Below are 4,977 nucleotides of genomic sequence, written 5' to 3'. Positions count from 1 at the left end.
AAAAGCAGAAGCTTTCTCGAGGATTTCATTTTCCAGCTTCAAACGTTTGTTTTCCTTGCGCAGACGGTCCAGCTCCGCCGCATCCGCCTGCTGCCTGCGCAGTGCCGCCATTGATCCTGCCGCTTCGATCTCCAAGCGCCAGGTCTTCAACTGCGAGCTCGTCACACCCAGTTCCCTGGCCACGCCGGTTTGTGTGGCGCCAGGCTTATAAAGCCGACCAACAGCTGCGGCTTTAAACTCGTCTGTGAACGTCCGCCTCGAGTGTCCCATTCCATGTTCCTTTCTTGGACAGGGGTACTTTACCCCGGTGTCCGGGAACAGGAACGAAGTTCAGTATGCCAGGCGTGGTCGATGGATGTGCGATGCGGCTTCTTGGTACGCTGCGCGGGGAACACGTAACTGGACCGGCGTTGTTTACGCAACCGGTCGAGGTACTGTATAGCAGCATCGCTCAAGTTGACTTCGCGCGGTCCCGTCTTGGTGCGCCGGAGGGCAAGCTTGTCTTTCCGGACCTCATCCCACCTCAACCGCAGGATCTCTCCGGAGCGGCAGCCGGTCAGCAGCATCAGCCAAATCGCGTCCGCAGCGTCCCTCTGCCTGGAGGTTGCGGCGTTCAGCACGGCCGCCAGCCGCCGGAGCTGGCCGCTGCTCAGCATGCGCCCGCGCACCAAGCGCCGGTTGAACCGCAGAGGCGCTGCCGGATTGGGCAAGTCCGCCGGAAGATGGCCTGCTTCCTGGCTCCAATTCAGAATTGTCGTGAAGTGACCAAGCGCCTGGTTGGCCCCGCCCGGCCGGGAGCGGGAATAGGCATAGAACCACTCGGCAATCTCCGGCGTCGTAATCCGTGCAATCTTCCGCGGACCAAAGGCGGGCAGAAGCTGCGTGTCCAGATAGTACCCCAGAGATGAAAGCGTGGAGGCGGCATAGACCCCGCGCTTGGCATCCAGGAAGGCGGTGCAAAGCGCCGCAAAGGTGAGCGTGTTGCGCTGCTCCGGGGCAGGGGGCCGTTGTCCTGTGCCTCTGTGCGCATGCAAGGCTTCGCGCGCTTCGCAGATTTCCATGTCCTCAAAACGCCCCAAGGTGACGCGCCGTGTCTTCCCAGCGTCCCGGTGCCAGCAGACCCAGGACTTGGCGCCGCTCGGCTGGACACGCAGGGCCAGGCCGTCGCACTGGGCATCATGAAGCACGTATTCCTTCTTGCGCGGCTTAAGTGACGACAGGATCAGCGGGGTGAGAAGGGTGACGGTCTTCATGCGCCGGCCCTCCGGTTCTGGCTCGCGCGCCTCCATGCAACCAGCCCGTTCCGGAAGGCGGCAGGGTCGATCCCGCTTTCAGCACAGAAGGCGTCGATGGAGAGGGACGATCTGCAGAAGCGCTGGTAAAGGGAACGGCCCGCCCCGCGCCCCGAGGCCGGAGCCTTGACGATCTTTTCCAGATGGGTGCCAACGCGCTGGCTTGCAGCCTTGATGGTGCGGTCCTCCAAATGCGCATAGCCTTCGGTGGTTGCGAGATCGGAATGGCCCAGCAGCCCGCCGATCACGCGCAGATCCAGCCCGGCATTGATCCCCACCGACGCAAAGCTGTGGCGCAGATCATGCAGGCGGGTCCCATCAAGTTTTGCGCTCTGCCGGAGCTTGCGCCAGACCCTATCAATCCGGTGGTCCGGCAATGGCTCCTTGCCCTCACCGAACACGTACAGGTTGCTGCGCGGAAAAGAGGCCAGAACCCGTTTTGCGGCACGCCCGAGCCAGATTGCGCGCGGTCTGGATTTCGCATCCGGCAGAGCACAGCGCGGACCGTCGATCATGTCCCACCGCAGCGCAAGCGCTTCCCCCTTGCGGCAGCCGGTGAGAGCGAGAAAGCGAAAGCAGCCCGCCTCACGCGGGTGCGTTTCTTCCAGCCGCCGCAGGGCAGCTCCCAGCCGGGCCCACTGCGCCTCGGAGAGGTAAGTGGCCGTGAAGCTTGTCTTGCGGCGCCTCAGCCCTTTGCAAGGGTTGCTGCCGGGCGGCTGCAGGCCAAGCAGTTCCGCGTGCCGCATCATGCCGGACAGAACGGCAAGTGCGCGGTTGCCGCTGGCGGCACTGCCGGGCAGATCGCCTTTCCAGGAAACCAAATCTGCCCGGGTCACCTGATTGAGCCGCTTGTTGCCCAGATAGGGGATGATGAGGTGCTCGACGTCGTGTGCGTGGGCGCGATGCGTGGCCGGTTTCCAGCTCGGGGCGAGATCCTTGAGATAGCGGCGGCTGAAGGCGGCCACCGTCGGGGCGGCGTCCGAAGTTGCCCCTTTTGTTACGCCGTCGAGCAGCGTGCGGGCCAGCTCGCGGGCCTGGGGCAGGGGGATCGCATCGGACCGCCCGAGTGTCTGCTTCCGGGTCCTGCCATCGGCACGCCACTGCACGATCCAGGAGCTAGTGGTGCCGCGCTGCCGGAGGCCCAGCTTGGGCACCTCGGAGTCCCAAAGAACGGTCTCTGACCGTTGGGAAGCCGGACGGGCATTGGCGGTGTTCAGAGTGGATTTGCGCATGGCTGTCTTCCTTCTCTGCTTCAGGAAAAATTCCACGCAGTTTCCCGGGAAGCGGCCAGGAAAAGCGGGGAAGCAGCATAATTCAGGAAGGAAAACCACCGACGCGGCCCGTTCCGCAGGCGGGAAAGCCAGTCAGTTGAATGGCTTACCGGGTGCCTTGGAACGCCGGTTTCGGCCCGGGGGCCTCAGATTTGTTCCACACCCCACGCAGCAAGCTGCAAGTCATCGCAAATAGCTGATTTAATTGACAAAATTTCCATTTTGGCAAAGAGGCACTGCTAGAACCTTTTTGACCCCTATTTTTAAGGGATCCAGAGGCCCCAAAATGGCTTGTGGCAGGGGTCGTGGCACGGTTGTGCCATGCCATGCCACGCGGATGGCACGGCATGGCAGCGGGGAACTGGCCGGTTTCGGCCCGCTTCAGGAAATTCATCATCGCTCGATCTCCGCCTCAGCTGCCGGTTCGCTTTCCATCCCGCCACGCTCCAGATCGCGCAAGATTGCTGTTTGAACCGATGCCTCGTATTCCCGCAGTTTCCCGATCTCGGACTCTCCAAGCAACTGCAGTCTTGATTGAACCTCTTCGGTGGCCTGGGAGGCCAAAGCAAGGAGTGTTTACTGATCCTCATTGCCCTCACTCATCAGGGAGGCAATCAGGATGCGGGTCATTTTCAGCTCCAGTGCCGCAGTGTAGGAGAGGTTCCGGAGCGCTTCAGTCTGGCGCTCCATTGCTGCCTCCAGGGACGCCAAACGGGTGTCCAGCGGGGCCTGTTCAGGGGCTTCTGCCTTTCCGCTTTTCTGCCCTTCCAGAAGAGCAGTAATCGCATCATCCAGTGCCTTGGGGCGGTTCTCTCCTGCGCCGTCGATCAGCTGCCGGGCCACAGGGCCGAGCACGATACGGACGTTCTGAGGTGTCTCGCTCATCGTTCAATGCCCTTGTCTCGCTGCAGGACGATTTCAGCCTGCTTTTCAACTTCTTTAAGTTTCTCATCGAAGAGGCCGGGCAGGGCAGGGGTGTCCGGCTCTTTCTCCTTGGCCTCTTTTTCCTTCACCGCCTCAGGCTTCTCCTGTGGTTCCTCGCGGGTTTGTTCCTCTTCCGGCTGGCGGGCGCGGGCGCCAGCGAGGCGGCCGTCCAGCCAGGCATCGAGCGCGGTCTGGCGGATCCCGGTTTCGTTCTCGATGGTTTTGGACAGCCGGTCCGGATCTTCAGTCAGCAGCATCGCCTCATCCCGCGCCCGGCTGATCTCCACGTAGAAACTCTTTTGGGTCGCCAGCCGTTCGGTGGAGCGCATCGCCACAATCACCCTGTCAACGGACTCGCCTTGAACGGCATGAGCGGTAGCTGCGTAGTCGTGTTCCAGGCCACGGGCTGCGAGGCTGTCAGCGGGAATGGTGATGCGCGATCCCTCCTGCGTTTCGGCCTCGATAACTCCGCCCTTTGTTGATTTGATTTCTGCCCGCAGACCGTTCTTGATGCCGCTTTCCGGGTCTGTGATCCGGAACCGCACCTGGTCGCCTTCTGCCATGCCTCGGGCCTCGCGCTCATAGGCCACCAGCGCCTTTCCAAGCTCCCGCTGATTGAACTTTGCAGCCAGGGGCAGGGTGGTCCGGACCCCGGTTTCCTCATGCTCAACGGTCAGCTTATTGCCCCTGTGATCAGCTTCCCGAACCACATAGAGACCGTTCTTTTTGAGACCGTATTCTTTGCTTGTCGCCACTGACATGACGACATCGCCAGGGGCGTAGCTGCGGGCGTCGGCAAGCATTGCCTCGGTGAGCTGGCGGTTCAGCAGACCGTTCACCTTGACCTCATCGGACGCGATGCGGCCTTCCTGCCGAAGGCCGTCGCGCACCGCCTCATTGATTTCTGCGCGGGCGGCGTTGGTGAGGGCGAGGATCCGGGTTCCCTGCCGCTCGGCCGGGGTGAGAGCAAGGAACCTTTCTGCGGCCTCTTGCCGGGGATCGTCGACCTTCAGAACATTGTCCTCCATGCGGTTGAAAGCTGCCGTGATTTCGCCCCGGATCGAGTGATAGACCGCTGCTTTTAGATCATCGTCCCGCTGGCGGCGGATCTCATCCATGACCGCTGTCCGCATCCCGGCTTTCTGCATCTGGGCGAAGGGCTGACCGGCCGCAACCGCGTCGAGCTGCTGCGTGTCACCCACGAAGACGACGCGCGGGGCGCCGGTGCGTTCGGCGTAATCCATGAAGCTGCGCATGTCCTGGGCGGACACCATTGAGGCTTCATCGACCACAAGAATGGTCCTGCTGTTGTCCACGTCCTGCGGATGATGCCGCTCAGCGGTAGTGACCTTGGCGAGGGTTTCCGCACCGCCGAGGACACTGGCAAGTTCCTGAACGGCCTGGTGGCTTGGAGCAAAGCCCTTGACCTCGTAACCGCTTTGACCGGCGTAGTGAGCCATCCGCTCCATCATGAAGGTTTTGCCTGAACC

The 4,977-nt window shown here is 62.1% G+C and carries 5 protein-coding genes; all 5 read right to left on the bottom strand.

Features of this window, described 5'->3' with window-relative positions:
* Positions 1-270 (bottom strand): transposase (locus AC0KW6_RS22775; RefSeq protein ID WP_474036074.1); only part of this gene is annotated, 270 nt, incomplete at its 3' end.
* Between the two features lie 29 nt (positions 271-299).
* Positions 300-1,253: a tyrosine-type recombinase/integrase gene (locus AC0KW6_RS22770; protein WP_474036206.1), complete on the bottom strand. Its 954-nt coding sequence runs from the start codon at positions 1,251-1,253 to the stop codon at positions 300-302.
* On the bottom strand, positions 1,250-2,524 hold the full coding sequence (locus AC0KW6_RS22765) for a tyrosine-type recombinase/integrase (RefSeq protein WP_474036205.1): 1,275 nt from the start codon (positions 2,522-2,524) through the stop codon (positions 1,250-1,252). The genes AC0KW6_RS22770 and AC0KW6_RS22765 overlap by 4 nt, the downstream gene beginning before the upstream one ends.
* Positions 2,525-3,139: 615 nt before the next feature.
* Positions 3,140-3,448, bottom strand: coding sequence for a hypothetical protein (locus AC0KW6_RS22760; protein WP_474036204.1), 309 nt, complete (start codon positions 3,446-3,448; stop codon positions 3,140-3,142).
* On the bottom strand, positions 3,445-4,977 hold a 1,533-nt coding region (locus tag AC0KW6_RS22755; protein ID WP_474036203.1), incomplete at its 5' end, for an ATP-dependent DNA helicase. The genes AC0KW6_RS22760 and AC0KW6_RS22755, both read right to left, overlap by 4 nt.

The organism is Leisingera sp. SA215, assembly GCF_055902035.1.
The sequence above is the reverse complement of the archived record's forward strand: the minus strand, read 5'-3'. Positions and strand labels throughout refer to the sequence as shown.